This window comes from Vibrio sp. OPT46, assembly GCF_015163535.1.
GTDB classification, from domain to species: domain Bacteria; phylum Pseudomonadota; class Gammaproteobacteria; order Enterobacterales; family Vibrionaceae; genus Vibrio; species Vibrio alginolyticus.
Genome location: NZ_JADDYG010000774.1, coordinates 34,388 through 52,755 on the forward strand (window position 1 = coordinate 34,388; position 18,368 = coordinate 52,755).

Genomic DNA, 18,368 nt, shown 5'->3' on the forward strand with positions numbered 1-18,368 from the left:
ACTGTCGTGATGTTGATTGTTCTAGTACAGATTATTCAGTCTATCGGTGACGCAGTGGTGCGCCGTGTAGACCACAGATAAGTATCAAAAATACAAATTATAAGGAGATAAAGATGAAATTTAGCCTTAAAGGTCTTTTGACTGTAGCAACGGCTGCCTCTGCTCTTGCTCTAGCGGGTTGCGGCGACAAAGAAGTAGACGTAAACAAAGTAAAAGTTGGCGTTATTGCTGGTGCTGAAGCACAAGTAGCCGAAGTTGCCGCTAAAGTAGCAAAAGAGAAATACAACCTAGACGTTGAGCTAGTAACATTTACCGATTACGTAACACCAAACGCCGCTCTGGATGATGGTTCAGTAGACGCGAATGCGTTCCAACACAAACCATACCTAGATCAACAAGTGAAAGACCGCGGCTACAAACTGGCTATCGCGGGTAACTCATTCGTTTACCCTATTGCTGGTTACTCAAAGCAAGTAAAATCAATTGATGAAATTCAAGATGGCGCACGCATCGCAGTACCAAACGACCCAACTAACCTAGGTCGCTCACTACTGCTTCTTGAGCAACAAGGTTTGATTACGCTACGTGATGGCGTTGGTCTACTCGCTACAGTACGTGACATCGTAGGCAACCCTAAAAATATCGAAATCATTGAACTAGAAGCCCCACAGCTTCCGCGTTCATTGGATGACGTAACGCTATCTATCATCAACACCACTTACGCAAGCTCTATCGACCTATCGCCAGAGCGTGACGGCGTGTTCGTTGAAGATAAAGACTCACCATACGTAAACCTAATTGTCGCTCGCGAAGAAAATGTTAATGCGCAAAACGTACAAAACTTCGTAAAAGCTTACCAAACGGAAGAAGTTTACGAAGCGGCAAAAGAACTGTTCAAAGGCGGTGTTGTGAAAGGTTGGTAATCCCACTTTTCAAAACATGACTGAAAACAACGTTCTAAACACAAAAGGGCTGATGTGAAAACATCAGCCCTTTCTATTTGTCTATCTACCCATTTAAGTAGCTTCAATTCGCTACTTAAGATGGTCCCAAGAGATATTCGACACGATTCGGCAGTCATCACACTTAAAATGAAATATGTCATGTAGTGGCTCATCGAGTAGCCACTCGCCATCGCATTTTGGACACTTGCGCGCTTTCTCGCTCTCCAGCGACTGACCACCGACACGATACTGGTAATAGTACGTAGGGATCTTCGTGATGTATTCGATACGGCCACGTAAGTCCCAACCTCGGCGAAACAGCACACTATCCACATCGCAAATTTCGTGCAGCGCCGCATGTTCCGCTCGGCAACCCCCTGCCATTTGGATTTCATCACACGCTTGCCACTCAGTCTGCCACTTAATGACGGCTTTATGGTCTCCATTAAGTGTTGGCTCATTACGATACAAAGGAATTGGCAACAGGGTTTCACCACTTCGCAAAGGCGAACACGTATGAACATAAGTCGTGTACAACACTTGCCAGCTAGGTGTCTCTTTTTCGGCTGCTTGTTCTGAATTCAAATCACGCCCCAGCATACGCATTTTCGGAGCAAGCAAAGACGCATCCGACAAACGGTTCATGCACACTTTGACGAAATCTGAGTGATAACGTGGATGCAAGCTGTCTTGTTCTGGGCAAACAACACGAACGAAAAATTCACCTTCTCCCATCACTATCGGAAATTCACGACCTAATACTTGGCCGTTGTAACGCAGAGCATCCATCAAGCCATTAATGGCTTTGTCTACCGCGCTGACGGTGGTGTTATCAAAACACTCAAACTGCAACTCAACAACATACATACTTAGACGGCAGCCTCTAACTTATTCAAGAACTCAACCAATGAATCTGCCAATACATCACGTTTAGAGGTACCCAAACGCTCTAGAATCACATTGCCAGTGAGGTTACAAATAGAAATCACATCCATTTCCTCATCTGTCGCTGCGATAAATACTGTTGGTTTAAGTTTCAAGCGGCGCTGCGTCACCAAATGACCAAGAATATTTTCTTGTAGACGCACGAAATCGTCATCGCTCCAGACTTGCAGCAGCGTCAACGAATTACCTTGCCAAGTTGCCTCCATATCGGCGCAGTATTGAGAACCATAAAAGGCTTTAACATCATCTTGCAGTGACAACTCAATCGCATTTTCCACATTGGTGAAATCGGCCATTTCATCACGTGCGACCGCTTTCCAAAGCACCTTTCCATCACGCTTCTCTTCGACACAAGGAGAAACAAGCTCTGCAAGCTCTTCACTGCTTGGCAACTCATTATATTTAGCTTGCCAAGCTTGTTGGTAGCGCAGGCTGAACTCTTGTAGCGCCTGAGTAACGTTTTGGGTCATGAAGGTCTCCTCATTCCTTATTTATCAGATAGCCGTGTTTGCCGGATGGCAATTGACCAGCGGATTCAGTAAAATTCTCGCCATTCTAATCGAAAACGACCACAAAGTATGAGCAAATATTCTGACGCTAAAGAGCTTGCTGGCCTAACACTAGGTAAAAAGACCGAGTATGCGAACCAGTATGACCCAAGCTTGCTGCAACCAGTCCCTCGCAGCCTGAACCGAGATGACCTTCAGTTAGGCGATACTCTGCCTTTCATGGGGCACGACATTTGGACGCTGTATGAACTGTCTTGGTTAAATAGTAAAGGTTTACCACAAGTGGCCGTTGGCGAAGTATACATTCCAGCCACCAGCGCAAACTTGATTGAATCGAAGTCTTTCAAACTGTACTTAAACAGCTATAACCAAACCCGCTTTGCAAGCTGGGAAGAAGTGACTGAGCGTTTAACACAAGACCTGTCTGAATGCGCAGGTGAAAAGGTGCTGGTTGAGGTGAATCCAGTGACCCACTATACCAATCAACCTATCGTAACAATGGACGGTGAATGTATTGATGACCAAGACATTAACATCACCAGTTACGATTTCGATGCCGATTTGCTTGAAGGTGCGGCAGGTGAAGTACAAGTTGAAGAGGTGCTACATAGCCACCTATTGAAATCAAACTGTTTGATCACCAACCAGCCAGACTGGGGCAGCGTAGAAATTCGCTACAAAGGCGCAAAAATAGATCGTGAGAAGCTGTTACGTTACTTAGTGTCTTTCCGCGAGCACAATGAGTTCCACGAACAGTGTGTAGAGCGTATTTTTACGGATCTAATGAAATACTGCCAACCAAGCAAACTGACCGTATTTGCCCGCTATACGCGTCGTGGTGGCTTGGATATCAACCCTTACCGCTCAACGGAACAAGATAAGCCAGCTCACAATCACCGTATGGCTCGTCAGTAAGCGCATAGGCAACAGAAATAAGTTCGGCAATCTAAAGGGTTGCCGGACGTTTTTATTGTCCAGGCATGTTACTATATCAAATGGCTTCAACCCGCATTTAAACGGCTAATTGAGGCTTTTCGCCGTTATCGCCATATCTAAAAACAGTTCGAGGGAACGAAAGGATGTTTTGGGACAGTTCGCGTCTATTCAAGTTGATTGGCTTTCTTTGCTTGCTGTTTGTACAGCCACTTCATGCAACCATTTTATCGTCCGCGTTACTCAACGAAGCACAACAATTGGCGGAAATAGAGCCATCACAAGCAAAACAAGCGGCAACCAACTATTTGTCACAGCGTGAACTAACAGAACGCAAAGAAAGTGACAGCCCTTCAGCCATGTCTCGCGACGAAACAGATCGTAGCGTTCGCACACCAAGCAGCACCATCGAAGCGCACAAGATTATCGCTCAGGCAGATTACGCCATGGGTAATGTTCGTTCGGCTATCGAGCACCTAAATAAAGCGGAACGCTTAGCGCAAGAATATCAATTGCCGTACATGGACTTAGATCTCCAGCTGATGCGCAACCAAATGATTTGGATGTACGACGAAAACTACTCAAAAGCGGAAGACACGCTTAACCAAATTGAACAACAGCTCGATGAAGCCGATGCCGTATTACAACGCACCGACAGCGTTCGCTACCGACTAGTGATGCAAAGAGCACTCCTCGCTTCACATAGTGGCGATATCATTAAAGCGGAAAACTTGTACTCTGAAGCAAAGACCATGCTTGACGATAGCCGCTCTGAGTTAGCCTTGATCGACTACTACACTGCCGTCGGCGAGTTTTACCTCAATAGCAAGAAGTACAATTTGGCTTTGTCAGAACTGCTATACGGTTATTGGCAATCTATTGAAAGTAACAGTGGTGCAAGATTAGCAAAAGTGAATCGCCTTTTGGCTAGGCTCTTCCAGGAGCGACGAGTGTACGACAAAGCGATCGAATACTTATCTCAAGCCGCAGATTTTTATGACTCTTACCCTAGCTCTCCGATCCTAGCGGACGTCCTAGAGCAAATGGGCGACATCTACTTTTATCAGGGTAAGTTTAACCTTGCATTAGTGCATTACTTCAACGTGCTTGACCATGAAAGTACCAGTAAGAACATCAATAGAATCATTAAAATTCGCTTAAGCTTGGCGGCTACCTACCTACAACTCTATAACTACGCGCTAGCAGAGCAGTACTTAGACCGCTCTAAAGAGCTTTTAGAATACACCAATATTCCTAAGCTTGAAGCAAAGGCTGCCCTGCTTCAGTCAGGTCTGGCTTATCATCAAAATGACAGTAAAGACGTCATTACTAATGCTAAGCTGGCGTTAGCACTTGCTGAAAAGTCACCTGAAAATAACAACTTCATTAAGCAGCAGTCATACCGTTTACTTGGGTTGGGTTACGAGCAGGCAGGCGAATACAAACTTTCTCTGCAAGCTTATAAAAAATACACCAACCTCGTTCGTCTAGAACAAAAGCAGCTTAACCAAATCAGTGAAGATGCGTTCCGTCAGCAAAAAGAATTTGCCGAACAAACCATCCATTACATCGGTCAATCAGAACGCTTAGAGCAAGTGGAAAGAGAGCATCGTAAATTCCAGAAAATCTCATTTGCATTGTTTATTACTGTATTGGTCATGTTTTTGTTCATTATGCGCCGCGGTGTCATTATGCAGCGCCAAGCAAGTGAAATCGAAAAACTGCGTAACGACCTCTTCACCCACTCTCGCTCTCGTTTACGTAACTTGCGTATGCTGAACGTTAAGCTGTCTCGCTCATTGAAAAAGTCGAGCGAAACTTTCGAGCAATGGCAAATGGGTGAATTGATCCACGAACCACTTAATGATCGCCTACGCTTTGTTATGATCGATTTACCATTCTTGCGAAGCATGTACGTCCATAATGGTTATAAGGCAGGTCTAGAACTAGAACGTGCATTTGGCGATTTCCTTGCGGAAAAAATAGAAAAACCGTCGCGTCTTTACCATTTCTCAGATGCGAACTTACTCTATATAGAACCGAACGCTGACCGTGATGCTTCTGCCGAAGTCATGTTCGAAAAATTCCAGACTTGGGTGGATGAGTTCGCACAGCAGCACAACGTCAATCGTATTATTCGTATGGGCATCAGCGATTATCCGTTCTTACCCCGAGCCTACACTGCAATTAACGATGAGGAATTACTCGATCTGTTGTTGCTTGCGACTCACATCGCACGAGAAGTCAGCTTGAAGGATAAGCAAAGCCACTGGGTGTTCTTAAAAGCCATCGATAATGCGCCTGCTGCTAGCTTTGCAACAGGTAACATAAGAACTGCCTGTCAACATGCCATTAGCCAAGGCCTGATCAAGATCCATTCGTCCTACAAGAATGAGGACGACATCAAGAAAATATTAAAAAATGGATAATTAAACGCCTGTTGAACGTAATAACTAATGACGCTATAAAGTTTTTTGTTATTATCAGATAATTGTCAGTAGTACATGGACTTAACCGTAGTCACTTCATGGGAATCTTGGAATCCGATATTCAGTCGCAGCTGCATCAGCTGAGTTGTCAACTTGACCAACTCAGACTGACTCATCGTGATACTTCACTCAAATTCAAACGTGAACAACAAGTTCTTAAACGCGTTGTGGCATCATTGTCTTCAGCTTGCCAGGGTTCGAATACTCAGGTATCCAACTACCTATTTGAAATCCAACAAGAGCTGCAACATCAAAAAGATATCAGCACTCTTATCCCGCGTTTAGCGGTATTAGAGAGGATGCTCAAACAGCAGTCGAAGACGATGGATAAACAGAACGGTTACCTTGACGAACAAATCAAGCACAGTGGTGAAACACTGCAACGTGTCACGGGCTTACCTGCGCAGTTAAAACGTGAACTACGGAACCTGATGAGTTTCTCTGAAGTTCACGCCAGCAATAAAGCTGATCAAGCCACTAAGCTACTGAGTATTTACGAACGCGCTCTGAAAATCATCACGTCTAATTCACGTCTACATCTTAGTGAATTTGAAAACAATCCCGACAGATCTCAGCTTGAGTGCTTAGCCAGCGACCTCCAACATACTATTACAGAGCTGGATTTCGAGGGAGAATCAGGCGATAGATTGCTGGATATTCGCGCTAAGTTGCTCCTTGGCGTGAGTGCCGAGTCTCTCATTGAGCTTACGCTCTCAACGCTGAAATTGGTTGTCGAAGCAACAAAGTTCGAGCGCGAGGCGTCTAGCCAATTCCTTGATCAGCTGAACACTTCTCTCGCAAGTAACCTAAAAACCGTTCATCAGAACGTCGACCAGCATCATACCTACTTTGAACACCGCCAAGAGCTCAACACAGAAATGAACAGCTTGGTTGAATTAAGCCAAAAGTCACTTAATCAAGCTCAAGATATCGCGGTTGTGAAAAAAGAAATCACGCCTCTTCTCGAAAAAATGGCGTCGCTGACAGAGCGACTGAAAATGACGGAAGAGCGAGAGCAAGCGCTGCAAGAGCGGTTAAGTTACAGTAAGAACCAACTCGAAGCGGTATTTGAAACTACGCAAGATTATCGTCGACGCTTAGATGACCAAGCTCAGCGTATGTTGCTCGACCCGCTGACTAAAGTTTATAACCGCACTGCATTTAACGATCGACTAGAGCTAGAGTATCGCCGTTGGATTCGCTCTCAGCAAAACCTTCGTGTTGTGCTGTTTGATGTAGACAACTTCAAAGCGGTGAATGATAGCTATGGTTATACGGCTGGCGATAAAGCGCTGAAGATCATCGCTCGTACTATTAACAAGCGCGTATCAGAAACGGAAACAGTAGCTCGCTTTGGTGGCGAGGAGTTTATTCTACTCGTCCCGGAACAATCTGAAGAATACACACTGGATCTGATTAAGCATATCCAGCGTGATATTAGCCAATTACCCTTTAAGTTCCGTGAGCAAAATATCATGATTACCTTAGCTGCTGTATCGACGTCTTTCAAAGAGTCCGATACGCCAGAGTATGTGCTCGATCGTCTTGGCAAGATGCTTGCGGACGCTAAAAAACGTGGAACAAACCAGCTTAACTGGAGCTAATATTCGTACAAAAAGCGAGCAAACAAACCAAATTTGGTGCAATCTACGCTTTATAACCACCCATTTTCAACGAGTTATCACATTTCTTCCCTTTTAGTCTGCTAAGCTGTAAAAACCCAAGTCACTTCAAGATGATGTATTTATAAAAGGCAAATGTATCATCTTGAGGTTGCTTGGGAGTTGATAACCATAAAACCAAATCGGCCAACTACCTTTCATCAAACCATACGTATAACACCAAAAAGGTAAGTTGGTACTTTCCCTCAAATTAATGCAACACAAGGAGGCGTTATGATTACCCATATAAGCCCCGCTGGTAGCATGGACTTGCTATCTCAACTAGAAGTAGAGCGCTTAAAGAACACAGCCTCGAGTGAACTTTATCAGCTGTACCGTAATTGCACATTAGCGGTGTTGAACTCCGGTAGCCATACCGATAACTCGAAAGAACTGCTCGATAAATACCAATCGTTTGATGTCAACGTCGTGCGTCGTGAGCGTGGTATTAAGCTTGAGCTGACTAATCCGCCAGAGCACGCTTTTGTTGACGGCGAAATAATTAAAGGTATCCAAGAGCATCTGTTCTCCGTATTGCGTGATATCGTTTACGTAAACATGCATTTGGCAGACGCCCAGCGGCTCAACCTTACTAACCCAATTCACATTACGAACCTCGTGTTCGGCATTCTTCGTAATGCCAGAGCATTAACTCCAGGTATCGCACCGAATCTTGTCGTATGTTGGGGTGGTCACTCTATCAATGGAGTGGAGTATCAGTACACACGTGAAGTGGGTAACGAACTGGGCCTGCGTGAACTTAACATCTGCACAGGTTGCGGCCCTGGTGCAATGGAAGGGCCGATGAAAGGTGCAGCAATTGGGCACGCAAAGCAACGTTATACTCAGCAACGTTATCTTGGTTTAACCGAACCCTCGATTATTGCGGCCGAGCCACCAAACCCAATAGTAAATGAGCTGGTCATCATGCCCGACATCGAAAAGCGCTTGGAAGCTTTCGTCCGTATGGCTCATGGTATCGTTATTTTCCCAGGTGGCCCGGGCACAGCGGAAGAGCTACTGTACATTCTTGGCATCATGATGCACCCGGATAACGCCGATCAGCCAATGCCTATCGTATTAACAGGACCAAAAGAGAGTGAAGAGTACTTCCGCTCTATTGATGAGTTCATTCGCGACACACTTGGTGAGGAAGGGCAAAAGCACTACGAGATCATCATTGACGACCCGGCAGAAGTCGCTCGTATTATGAAACGCTCCATGGACTCGGTACGCCTTCACCGAAAAGAGAAAGGCGATGCGTACAGCTTTAACTGGTCATTGAAAATTGAGCCAAACTTCCAACTGCCATTTGAACCTACTCATGAGTCGATGGAACAATTGGATTTAAGCCTAGATCAAGAACCGCAAGTTTTAGCGGCCAACTTGCGTCAAGCCTTCTCTGGCATAGTGGCAGGTAACGTAAAGGCTGAAGGTATTCGAGAAATAGAACGTAGAGGGCCTTTCACCATTCATGGCGACGCAGTCCTCATGAAAAAACTCGATAAGTTGCTAAAAGACTTTGTCGAACAGCACCGAATGAAATTACCTGGCGGTTCAGACTACGAACCGTGTTATCGAATCGCTCACCCGGAAATTGGTGGTCGATAGTCAGGCTAGCATTCGTTACACTAGGGGCATTACGCCCCTTTTTTATTGCTAAGTCATTATGTCTATTCATCTTGTTATCATTGATGCCCTAAACCTGATCCGCCGAGTGCACTCAGCACAACCAGATCCAACCGACATAGCAAGAACCATAAGCACAACGCAAAGAACCCTAACTCGCATTATGTCAGAAGCCAACCCGACACACATCATCGCAGTTTTTGATCACCACGAACAAGACAGAGGTTGGCGCGCTGAAATTCTCCCTGACTATAAGCAAAACCGAAAACCAATGCCTCAGCCACTACTGCAAGGGTTAGATGCGATTCAACAAACGTGGTGGGAGCAAGGTATTGATTCATTGCTGTCTGAAGGCGATGAAGCAGATGATTTGGTTGCTACACTCGCAACGAAAGTGGCCAGCCATGGTGAAAAGGTCACCATCGTTTCGACTGACAAAGGTTACTGCCAGCTGCTTTCCCCTACCCTACAAATCCGTGATTATTTCCAACATCGTTGGTTAGATGAACCATTTATCGAAAAAGAGTTCGGCGTAAAACCAAGTCAACTAGCGGATTACTGGGGATTAACAGGGATAAGCTCTAGCCAGGTTCCGGGCGTACCTGGAATTGGCCCGAAAGCAGCGAAAGAGATTCTCACTCAGTTTGAGAGTATTGAAGCTGCCTACGCTAGTGAAGACCTCGTACCGAAATACCGTAAAAAATTGGACGAGCACATTGAGTCTGCTCGTTTATGTAAACGCGTCGCCGCTTTAAAGTGCGATATCGAACTAGGCTTTAACTTGCAAGATATTCGCTTTTTAGGGCCAAACAAAGCGAAGTAGTGCCCGATGGAAGTTTCACACCATGAAATCCGGCAGATATTAAAAAAGCGCCATTTGAAGGCGCTTTTTCTATTCTAATCACTATTCCCAAAAGACTCGGGGAATAAAGTTAGTAAGGTGAAATATTCGACAGACATTGGATATGAATCGTGATCTCTTCACGATCATGATACAAATGTTTAGCTTGTAGCTTGAACTTTACCTTATTATCAATGAGGAACTGCTTCAGATTTTCAAGGTCTTGCAGCACTTCGTCATAACGCCCTTTCATTGGCAGCTTAAGGTTAAAGATGGCCTCTTTTGCCCAACCTTTTAACAGCCACTGTCCCATCAGGTGAGCAACACGAGCTGGCTTTTCCACCATGTCACAAACAATCCATGTTACGTTCTTGCGGTCTGGTTCGAACTTAAAACCATCCACCATATGGTGCTTGATCTGGCCAGTTTCCATCAAACTGTCTGCCATCATGCCGTTATCTACGCAGTGAACGAACATTGAGCGCTTCACTAATTGGTACGTCCAACCGCCTGGACATGCACCTAAATCCACACCCCACATACCTGGTGCCAAACGCTCATCCCACTCTTCACGTGGAATAAAGACATGAAATGCTTCTTCCAGTTTAAGTGTTGAACGACTTGGAGCGTCTGCTGGGAATTTAAGGCGAGGGATACCCATGAAGAACTGTGAGTTGTTGTCAGTGTAAGAGTAACCAACGTAACAGTGGCCAGGCTCAACAAAGCAAATGTGCAGTACTGGTTTTTTCGCGTTATCTTTGTTCAGCATTAAGCCTTTGCCGCGCAACGCTTGACGCATTGGGACGGTAAACTTACGGCAGAATTTCAGTAGCTCTTTCGCTTCATTTGTATCTGGCGTTTCAATTCTCAAATCACCACAACGAGGGAATGCTTCAATGTCTGCTAGTTCATTCAAAATTGGACTAATGCGGTCATCACTTGGCAACGATTGAAACTCAGCTGCTACCGCAAACATTTGTCGAGCAAAAATTAAAGACTTAAAGTCTAAACCTCTCGCAAGTTTGTCGGCATCTCCATCTTGGTAACACTCGAAGACAACATAACCTGAGTTTCTCTTCACACGAGGGAAGCCATACACTTCCAACTGTGTCGCTTTGTCCTGAATTTCACCAGCACACTCTTTCTCAAAGCCAGAACGGCAATAGAGCATTAGTTGTTTCACTTGGAGACCTCTTTGATATTGAACGCAGCAAAAAAGAACAGACACCAACCAATCATGAACAGTAATCCTCCCACAGGAGTAATTGGCCCAAACCACTTAATGCCCGTCAGCGCCAGCGCGTAAAGACTGCCGCTAAAACAAAAGATGCCGATAATAAAGCAAATCGCCGCAATGAAAAAATATTTTTGTGCTTTTTGTCCCAAATTGAGCAGAAGCAGAATGGCACAAAACACAATCGCCAACGTGTGAATAAATTGATACAGAACTCCGGTCTCAAACACACCGAGCAAATAAGGGGCCAGTGTCGCTTTTAGCCCATGAGCAGCAAATGCTCCAAGAGCGACCGAAATCAGCCCAGACAGAGCAGAGAATGAGAGTAACCACTTACTTTTCACTGTACACCTCTTTTATAAACGCCGCTAACTGCTCTATCGCGAGTGCAATGTTACCCACTTCAGTATGACCTGAGATCTTGCGCGGTTTGAAGCTGTGGTCACCATCAGGTAAAAAGCTCACCGTTACTTGTGACGAAAGGACGAAATCATCGAATTCCTCACGCTTACCAAAGGTGTCTCGTTCCCCTTGCAGAATCAGCGTAGGTTTCTCAATGGTTGCTAAGTGTTCGCCTTTGTATTTCTCTGGCTTTCCCGGCGGGTGAAATGGAAACCCTAAACAGGCAATGCCCGCCACCAGCTCATTTTCAGCCAACAAGCTCGACATACGACCGCCCATTGACTTACCACCAATAACCACGGGAGAAGAAGTAAAGTGAGCGATCACTTCGCTGTATGCTTCGAGCAACTTTGGCGCGCGATCGGGCGGACGCTTTTTGCCATCTTCCGAACGTTTCACCATGTAAGGGAAATTAAAACGCACTACACGAATACCTTGCTCCACTAATCCTTTGGCGACAGCTGTCATGAAGTCATGCTCCATCCCCGCACCTGCGCCGTGAGCAAAAATAAACAGCGGTCCGTTTTCAGGTCCCTCAGCTATCCAGTGATTCATCCAATACTTCCTCTTGTTCTTTTCTCGCGGTTGCTAACATCCAGTCTCTAAACGTTGCGATTCGGCCCATATCTGCCTGCTGTTCATGACACACCACATAGAATGCATTCTTAGATATCAACACCTCGTCGAATGGTGCAATGAGTCGTCCGGCTTCCATTTCAGGTTTGGCGAGTACGTTGTTACCGAGCGCGACCCCCTGACCGTGCGCAGCAGCCTGTAGCACCATCGTTGAGTGACTAAAAATAGGACCGTGGTTTACGTTGATGCCTTCAATGTTGTAATGACGAGCAAACTGCTTCCAGTCTTTACGCGAAGTATCGTGTAACAAAGTATGTAATTTGAGGTCACTTAAAGATTCTAATGGTTTGTTACCCAAAAGTAATGAAGGTGAACAAAGTGGGATCAAAAACTCTTGGTACAATTTATCTGCTCGCAAACCTGGCCAGTTCCCACGGCCATAGTAGATCGCCACATCAACATCATCAGTCAGTGAGCCTTCATCCATATCTACGGCTTTAATACGTACATCGATATCGGGCTCTTGAGCATTAAAATCGGCCAAACGAGGTACAAGCCATTGGATAGCAAAACTCGGCGGTAGGCTAATCGTCAATGCCCCTTTTTCGCTACGTTCCAACACCTTATCTGTCGCTTCCGCAATCGAGGTGAAAATATCTTTGATATCGAGAAAGTAACTTTGGCCTTCTTCTGTTAACAACAAAGAACGATTACGTCGACGGAAGAGCTTCAATGATAAGAACTCTTCAAGCGCTTTAATCTGGTGACTGACCGCGGCTTGAGTAACAAATAACTCTTCTGCTGCTCGTGTAAAACTGAGATGACGAGCAGCCGCTTCGAAGACTCGAAGCGAATTTAATGGAGGCAATCTGCGAGACATATGGGACCTCTAATAGGATTAGTTTTTTTAATCTGAAACATTATAAAATGTCCGTTGTCGAACAGCCAGATAAATTCTATATTTCACCCCGCAACACGGGCCTGAACGGCTTGATTTCTTTGGAAATCAATTGGCTTCGTTGTTGCGATGTTGTGTTTGCAAACTCGTATTTCGAGTTAGGTAGATTTCTACCATAATGTTTTGTCCACACTCCCTGTGACAAAACATATACTTCCTGTATTTATTTTTGACCTGTCTGTCAAATTTGTTACACCGCCTAAATTAGGCGGTGTTTTTTTATCTATCAAAAATCTCATCCGCATATCTGGCAGCAATATCACTTTATTACTCTTCTTTCGGATTAATTATCGTTATATCAACACAAAGTGTATGGCTTTGCGATGAGCCTCAACATTATGCTAAGTAATGGTTGTCTGTAACGCGATCAAAAACAAAAAAGGCGCAAATTGATGTCTCAATTTGCGCCTTTTAACGTATTTTAACAGTCAGCTATGGACGGTAAACTTTTACGTTGCTGAAGCCTTGCTCTTGCAAGTAAAGCGCTTGCAGACGGCTCATCACACCGCGGTCACAGTAAAGTAGGTATGTCTTAGACTGGTCTAAGTCACCAAACTGTGTACCCAGCTTGTAGAAAGGGATATGTTTCACATCCACACCTTCGATTTCAAGTGGGTTATCGTCTTCCTCTTCAGGACTACGAATATCTAGCACAACCGCGTGCTCTTCTACCGCTTGAACTTGCTCTACTTCTGGTGCGGCTTGCTCAGACTCTTTCGCGATATCACGAATGTCCATCATGCGAGCTTCTTGAACCACTTGCTCAAGGATACTGAAGTCGAATTTCTCTTCTTCAGCTTCTAGCTTGCCTTTCACCGCTTTCACGGTTGGCTTCTTAGAGATAACACCACAGTATTCTGGCATTGTCTTTGCGAAATCTTCTGTGCCGATTTCACGTGCTAGATTGATGATGTCTTCTTTATCCCAGTTGATAAGCGGACGCAGAATCAGCGTGTCTGTTACGTTATCGATGTGGCGTAGATTGGTTAGCGTTTGGCTCGATACTTGACCTAGCGCTTCACCTGTTACCAATGCTTCGATCTTCATCTTCTGAGCGATCATGCCTGCTGCACGCATGAACATACGCTTCAAGATCACGCCCATTTGGCCGTCATCGACTTTCTCTAGGATTTCCGCAACCACAGGCTCGAAATCAACTGAGATAAAACGTACTTTTGCTGAAGAACCGTATTTGTTCCATAGGTAGTGAGAAACCTGCTTAACGCCGATTTCGTGTGCTGGACCACCCAAGTTAAAGAAGCAGTAATGTACTTTTGAACCACGCTTGATATGAAGATAGCTTGAAACACCAGAATCGAAACCACCCGAGATCAGGCTTAACACGTCTTCTTGCGTACCCAGAGGGAAACCACCTAGGCCTTTATGACGAGACAATACTTGGTTTAGCTTGTCGTTCGAGACTTCTACCTTGATCGTCACGTCTGGGTTTCGTAGCTTAACACTAGCGCTTTCAATCGCTTGATTTAAACCACCGCCTACATAACGCTCTAGTTCAATAGAGGTAAAGTCATGCTTGCCACGACGCTTCGCACGTACAACAAAGGTTTTATTTTCGAGTGCAGCACGGTTGAGTTCTAGCACTTGCTCGAAGATATCGTGCAAGTCTTTAAATTCAGTTTGCTTCACTTCCAGTACGTGGTGAATGCCTGGTGTATGAGTCAAAACCTCAAGAACTTCAGCGTGGAATTCGTTACTCTCAGAGGTCACTTCAATGTGATCACGACGGTTAAATACCGCGACAGACTCCGTGCGGCTCTTAATGATGTTACGAATGTTGCACTCTAAAATCTTTGTGAAGCGCTTACGCACAGATTCACTTTTTACAAAAATTTCTGGATGGGGCTTTACAATAAATTTCATAGTCTAATTCGCAGGTTAGTTTCGCAATCAACAAAGAGTGACACTCAACTTCAATACTTCATACGCAGTAAAACCGCGTTTCAGTCACAAAAAGTAGTCTGAGCTCACTTTTAAGGCGCAAGATTATACACCCAAGCGGATTGGAAAAACAAAAAAAGCGAGCAATCTGCTCGCTTTCTTGTCTCTTTACTGACTTAAAACTAAAGCCTAGTTATTGAATTACCGGCACTTCTTCACTGTAGAGAGGCTCGCCTTGCATAATGCTGATTTCAACCCGTCGGTTAAGTGCGCGATTGTCATCAGAATCATTCGGTAACAAGGGCTCCGTATCCGCCATGCCTCGTACTCTTAAACGTTGATGAGAGAAGCCTCTCACTTTCTCCATCTCTTGCGCGACTGATACTGCGCGCTGAGAAGAGAGATCCCAGTTAGAGCGATAAAGTTCCGAATCTAGCGGTCGATTGTCTGTATGGCCAGATACTCGAACAATGCCTGGCACATCTTTTACTAGCTCTGCAATCTGACGAACTAAAGGGCGAAACTTAGGCTGCAAGAAGGCCGAACCTTCTGGGAATGCACCTTTTTCACGCATACGTATAACAATCTGCTGACCGAGGTTTTCAACTTCAATGGCGCCTTGTTCAATCTCTCGCTCTAAGGCTTTCTTGATGCTTTCCATCAAGGTTTCCATCTCTTGCGACATCTCTTTAGATTGCTGTTGCTGCATGTCCGCTTCGGCAGATTCATTGTTTTGAGTTGACGTTTCTGGCGATTGCCCACCCGTTAACTTGCCTTCATCACGTTTTGTGCCACCAGCTCGATCAGACTCCCCTTCATGAAATTCGAGCGTCTGCTGAGTGATGTCCATGGTTTGCTGCATGATGACATCAATCGGAGTTGGTTCCGGCCGACCCGGTCGAAACTCTTGGGCAATAATGCTAGTACCTTTGGGAATGTCTTTCACTTCAAGCTGATTTTGCACACCGAAGGCAAATTTCATTGATCCTGCAATTTGTTTGAACTTCAGTACATCCATCTCAGAAAACGAGAGTAGAAGAACAAAGAAACACATCAGTAGCGACATTAAGTCCGCGAATGTCCCCATCCATAACGGGAGACCGGGTGGCGGACAATCGCATTTGTTATCTTCATCATCCATCACTACTCTCCAAGTTACTCGTCAATCTCAAGGGCACGTTTACCTTCATTGAGGTAGTTCTTCAAGTAACTATCGATCACTCGCGGGTTTTGGCCATCTTGAATCGCTAATACGCCATCCATGATCAAACGGCGATTTAGCGTTTCTTGGTCACGGCGAAGAGAAAGCTTATCCGCAATAGGGAAAAACACCATATTGGACAGGATCGCGCCATACAATGTGGTCAAGAGTGCAACGGCCATTGCTGGTCCAATCGCTTTAGGGTCATCCATGTTTGAAAGCATCGCAACAAGACCAACCAAGGTGCCAATCATTCCCATCGCAGGAGCAACGTCGCCAAAGGCGCGAAATACGCCAGTACCTTGCGTATGTCGTTCATCCGTAAGCGCGATGTCTTTTTTGAGTGCCGCTCTCACAACGTCGGCATCATGGCCATCAACCAGTAGATCAATGCCTTTCTGCATGAATGTGTTGTTTATTTCCATCTCTTCAAGAGCAAGAAAACCACCTTTACGCGCCGCATCGGCCATTTCCACAATTTTTGCGATCAGGTCTTCGGGTTCATCCGCTTTAAACATGAAGGCTTTGCCAGCAATCTTTGTCGCACCAAAAAACTGTCCCATTGTGAACTTCATCAACACGACGAATATTGAGCCGCCAACGACAATAAGGATCGACGTGACATCGACAAACATGCCGATGCTGCCACCAAGCACCATCGCCATAATGACGAATGCAAAACCACCAATCAAACCTAATAGGGTTGCTAAATCCACAAAGCACTCCTCACGCTATACTCAAATACTGCCATTGGGCGGATTATTACCTGTATCGACAACTCGCGCAGAATTTTTAGAAAAATCTTAGCTAATGGATCACAAATTACACTTAACAACCTCAACCAAAATATGGGGTTTCATCGCTTAGACTCGTTGAACGCTAATTTTGTGACAATTATATAAGGTTAAATTTGACCAAGTTACTAGGCTAAGGTAACTTTCGTGCATCTTACCCGAGGCTTGATTAAGGCAGAAAAAAGATGGCGGTCAAGAAACCAGAAAACATGACCTTTGAAGCAACCATTGAAGAGCTTGATAGCTTGGTTGATCAATTAGAAAATGGCGATCTTGCTCTAGATGATGCCCTGCGTAAGTTTGAACGAGGCATTGCCTTAGCTCGTGCAGGCCAAACTAAATTAAGCGACGCCGAACAGCGCGTGAGCATTCTTCTTAGTGAAGATGATGAAGCACCACTGAGTGACTTCAAACCAGATTCAGAATAACAATCAGTAGTGAGCAATGTGATGCAACAGACATTGACGTCTTTTCAACAAAGAAACAATCAGCAATTGAATTTGTGGCTCGATCAGCTTCCATATCAAGAGCAGCCATTGATTCAAGCAATGAAATACGGCCTTTTGCTAGGTGGGAAACGCGTTCGCCCTTTTCTTGTTTACATCACAGGTCAAATGCTCGGCTGTAAACCTGAAGACTTAGACACCCCCGCCGCTGCTATCGAATGTATACATGCCTACTCACTCATTCATGATGATCTGCCAGCCATGGACGATGATGAACTGCGTCGAGGTCAACCAACTTGTCATATTAAGTTTGATGAAGCAACCGCAATACTGACAGGTGATGCACTACAAACTCTTGCCTTCACTATTATTTCTGATGGTCAATTAAGCTCGGCGGCAGAAGCTCAACGCATCAATATGATCAAAGCCTTAGCGCATTCCTCTGGTGCCAGCGGCATGTGTGTAGGGCAAGCCTTAGATTTAGGCGCGGAAAATCGCCTAGTTTCTCTTGAAGAAATGGAAGAGATACACCGTAAAAAAACCGGAGCTCTGATTGATTGTGCGGTAAAATTAGGTGCATTAGCTGCTGGTGAGAAAGGTATCGAGGTTCTACCTCACTTGGAGCGCTACTCAAAAGCAATTGGTTTGGCGTTTCAGGTTCAAGACGATATTCTTGATATCATCAGTGACACAGAAACACTGGGTAAGCCTCAAGGTTCCGACCAAGGTCTGAATAAGAGCACTTATCCTTCCCTGCTGGGTTTAGAGGGAGCCATAGAGAAAGCTCACACTCTGTTACAGGAAGCACTTCAAGCATTGGAAGCTATCCCATACAATACTCAGTTACTCGAAGAGTTCGCCCGATATGTCATCGAGCGCAAAAATTAACACTATAAGCGCGCATTTA

The 18,368-nt window shown here is 45.0% G+C and carries 17 protein-coding genes and 1 pseudogene; 9 read left to right on the forward strand and 9 right to left on the reverse strand.

Features of this window, described 5'->3' with window-relative positions:
* Positions 1-81: pseudogene (locus IQR33_RS27405) on the forward strand (methionine ABC transporter permease); the annotation flags it as partial.
* 32 nt (positions 82-113) lie between these two features.
* Positions 114-923: a MetQ/NlpA family lipoprotein gene (locus tag IQR33_RS27410; RefSeq protein ID WP_005381966.1), complete on the forward strand. Its 810-nt coding sequence runs from the start codon at positions 114-116 to the stop codon at positions 921-923.
* A 111-nt stretch (positions 924-1,034) separates the two neighbouring features.
* Here IQR33_RS27410 and IQR33_RS27415 read toward each other — a convergent pair whose 3' ends face one another.
* On the reverse strand, positions 1,035-1,811 hold the full coding sequence (locus tag IQR33_RS27415; RefSeq protein ID WP_158157279.1) for a Zn-ribbon-containing protein: 777 nt from the start codon (positions 1,809-1,811) through the stop codon (positions 1,035-1,037).
* 2 nt (positions 1,812-1,813) lie between these two features.
* Positions 1,814-2,359: a SecY-interacting protein gene (gene syd / locus IQR33_RS27420; RefSeq protein WP_193837501.1), complete on the reverse strand. Its 546-nt coding sequence runs from the start codon at positions 2,357-2,359 to the stop codon at positions 1,814-1,816.
* A gap of 108 nt (positions 2,360-2,467) precedes the next feature.
* Between syd and queF the strand changes: the two genes are divergently transcribed.
* From queF to xni, 5 genes are all read left to right on the forward strand, one after another.
* Positions 2,468-3,313: an NADPH-dependent 7-cyano-7-deazaguanine reductase QueF gene (gene queF, locus IQR33_RS27425; protein WP_193837500.1), complete on the forward strand. Its 846-nt coding sequence runs from the start codon at positions 2,468-2,470 to the stop codon at positions 3,311-3,313.
* Between the two features lie 164 nt (positions 3,314-3,477).
* Complete coding sequence (locus tag IQR33_RS27430) at positions 3,478-5,760, forward strand: tetratricopeptide repeat protein (protein ID WP_017635678.1); 2,283 nt, start codon at positions 3,478-3,480, stop codon at positions 5,758-5,760.
* Positions 5,761-5,858: 98 nt separating this feature from the next.
* Complete coding sequence (locus tag IQR33_RS27435; protein WP_005381978.1) at positions 5,859-7,424, forward strand: sensor domain-containing diguanylate cyclase; 1,566 nt, start codon at positions 5,859-5,861, stop codon at positions 7,422-7,424.
* Positions 7,425-7,715: 291 nt separating this feature from the next.
* Positions 7,716-9,092 carry a nucleotide 5'-monophosphate nucleosidase PpnN gene (gene ppnN / locus IQR33_RS27440; protein ID WP_005383611.1) on the forward strand — a complete coding sequence of 459 codons (1,377 nt, stop codon included), beginning with the start codon at positions 7,716-7,718 and terminating at the stop codon, positions 9,090-9,092.
* A gap of 58 nt (positions 9,093-9,150) precedes the next feature.
* A complete protein-coding gene (xni, locus tag IQR33_RS27445) occupies positions 9,151-9,933 on the forward strand; it encodes a flap endonuclease Xni (protein ID WP_193837499.1) in 783 nt (260 codons plus the stop codon).
* A gap of 109 nt (positions 9,934-10,042) precedes the next feature.
* On the opposite strand, the gene rlmM is transcribed toward xni, so the two are convergent.
* The 7 genes from rlmM to pomA form a co-directional block, all read right to left on the reverse strand.
* A complete protein-coding gene (gene rlmM / locus IQR33_RS27450; RefSeq protein ID WP_017820611.1) occupies positions 10,043-11,134 on the reverse strand; it encodes a 23S rRNA (cytidine(2498)-2'-O)-methyltransferase RlmM in 1,092 nt (363 codons plus the stop codon).
* Entirely contained in the window at positions 11,131-11,529 is a 399-nt protein-coding gene (locus IQR33_RS27455) for a DUF423 domain-containing protein (protein WP_042521214.1), read from the reverse strand. Before IQR33_RS27455 ends, rlmM begins: the two co-directional genes overlap by 4 nt.
* A complete protein-coding gene (locus IQR33_RS27460) occupies positions 11,519-12,142 on the reverse strand; it encodes an alpha/beta fold hydrolase (RefSeq protein ID WP_005383614.1) in 624 nt (207 codons plus the stop codon). Before IQR33_RS27460 ends, IQR33_RS27455 begins: the two co-directional genes overlap by 11 nt.
* Positions 12,123-13,043, reverse strand: a complete 921-nt coding sequence (locus tag IQR33_RS27465) for a transcriptional regulator GcvA (protein ID WP_005383616.1) — start codon at positions 13,041-13,043, stop codon at positions 12,123-12,125. Before IQR33_RS27465 ends, IQR33_RS27460 begins: the two co-directional genes overlap by 20 nt.
* Positions 13,044-13,553: 510 nt before the next feature.
* Complete coding sequence (gene thiI, locus IQR33_RS27470; RefSeq protein ID WP_005383617.1) at positions 13,554-15,002, reverse strand: tRNA uracil 4-sulfurtransferase ThiI; 1,449 nt, start codon at positions 15,000-15,002, stop codon at positions 13,554-13,556.
* Positions 15,003-15,213: 211 nt separating this feature from the next.
* Positions 15,214-16,161: a flagellar motor protein MotB gene (locus IQR33_RS27475; RefSeq protein WP_005383619.1), complete on the reverse strand. Its 948-nt coding sequence runs from the start codon at positions 16,159-16,161 to the stop codon at positions 15,214-15,216.
* A gap of 14 nt (positions 16,162-16,175) precedes the next feature.
* Positions 16,176-16,937: a flagellar motor protein PomA gene (pomA, locus tag IQR33_RS27480; protein WP_005381564.1), complete on the reverse strand. Its 762-nt coding sequence runs from the start codon at positions 16,935-16,937 to the stop codon at positions 16,176-16,178.
* 263 nt (positions 16,938-17,200) lie between these two features.
* Between pomA and xseB the strand changes: the two genes are divergently transcribed.
* Together xseB and ispA are read left to right on the forward strand one after the other, a co-directional pair.
* Positions 17,201-17,443, forward strand: a complete 243-nt coding sequence (gene xseB / locus IQR33_RS27485; protein WP_005381566.1) for an exodeoxyribonuclease VII small subunit — start codon at positions 17,201-17,203, stop codon at positions 17,441-17,443.
* A gap of 21 nt (positions 17,444-17,464) precedes the next feature.
* Positions 17,465-18,349, forward strand: a complete 885-nt coding sequence (gene ispA / locus IQR33_RS27490; RefSeq protein WP_042521208.1) for a (2E,6E)-farnesyl diphosphate synthase — start codon at positions 17,465-17,467, stop codon at positions 18,347-18,349.
* Positions 18,350-18,368 lie beyond the last annotated feature (19 nt).